The sequence below is a fragment of the Sphingomonas sp. R-74633 genome, from assembly GCF_013416555.1.
Lineage (GTDB): Bacteria > Pseudomonadota > Alphaproteobacteria > Sphingomonadales > Sphingomonadaceae > Sphingomonas.
In genome coordinates this window covers 1-837 of record NZ_JACCFG010000009.1, presented here as the reverse complement: position 1 = coordinate 837, position 837 = coordinate 1, and the positions used below count along the sequence as shown (strand labels likewise).

1 protein-coding gene is annotated in these 837 nt (G+C 70.5%); it reads right to left on the bottom strand.

The window, feature by feature from the left end:
• Positions 1-837, bottom strand: an 837-nt coding sequence (locus HZY97_RS20795; RefSeq protein ID WP_180148022.1) for an autotransporter outer membrane beta-barrel domain-containing protein, incomplete at both ends; no start/stop codon positions are given.

Sequence of the window (837 nt, the reverse complement as noted above, 5' to 3'; positions counted from 1 at the left end):
GCCGAGGCGGACATTCTTGCTGGCGCGGGCATCGATGCCGACGCCGAGCGTGCCGAGCACCGGCGCGATGCGGACGCCCGAGACGCCGAAGCTGCCGGTGCCGGTGGGAGCACCCGAGAAGCGCAGCGTGCCGACGGTGTCGAGATCGCCCGAATTATAGCGCACGCCCATGCTCACCCACGGCATCGCCGTGCCCGAGCCGGTCTTCACGCTGGCGCCGAGCCGCAGCTCGCCACCGGCGGTGAACAGGTCGCGGTTGGCCGAGGCCATCTGCAGGCCGAGCCCGCCGGCTGCGCTCTCGGTGAAGCCGTCGCGCTGGTCGCGGATCTTGCTCGCAGTGCCGATCAGCGCGAGGCGCAGGCCATTGCCGAGTTCGGTGCGGAAGCCGCCGGTCACGCCCACCGAATAGCCGGTGGCATGGATGTCGCCGGTCGCCAGCGAGGTCGCCGAGCCCAGGCTCAGCGTGCGCTTGCTGTTCAGGTCGCTCGAATACCAGCTGCCCGATGCCGCGACAAAGGCGCCGCCGGCGTCGTAGCTCAGATAGCCGCCCAGCTGATACTGGTTGCCGCTGACCGTCGAGTTGCGGCTGTCCATGTCCGAGTCGATCTGCGCGACGCCGCCGGCAATGCCCGCGGTGAAGCCGTCCATCCGCGTCTCGAGGCCCATCGCGACGCCCGCGGTGGTGTTGTCGACACCGGCATGGACGCCGTCGCCGAGCAGCTTCTGATAGCCGCCATAGACCTGGCCCCAGATGCCGCCCTTGCTGCTGTCGCCATCACCCGCACCCGGCAGGTTCGCACCGGCCAGCGCCGAGGCGAAGCTGTTGCCCGCGGTGCC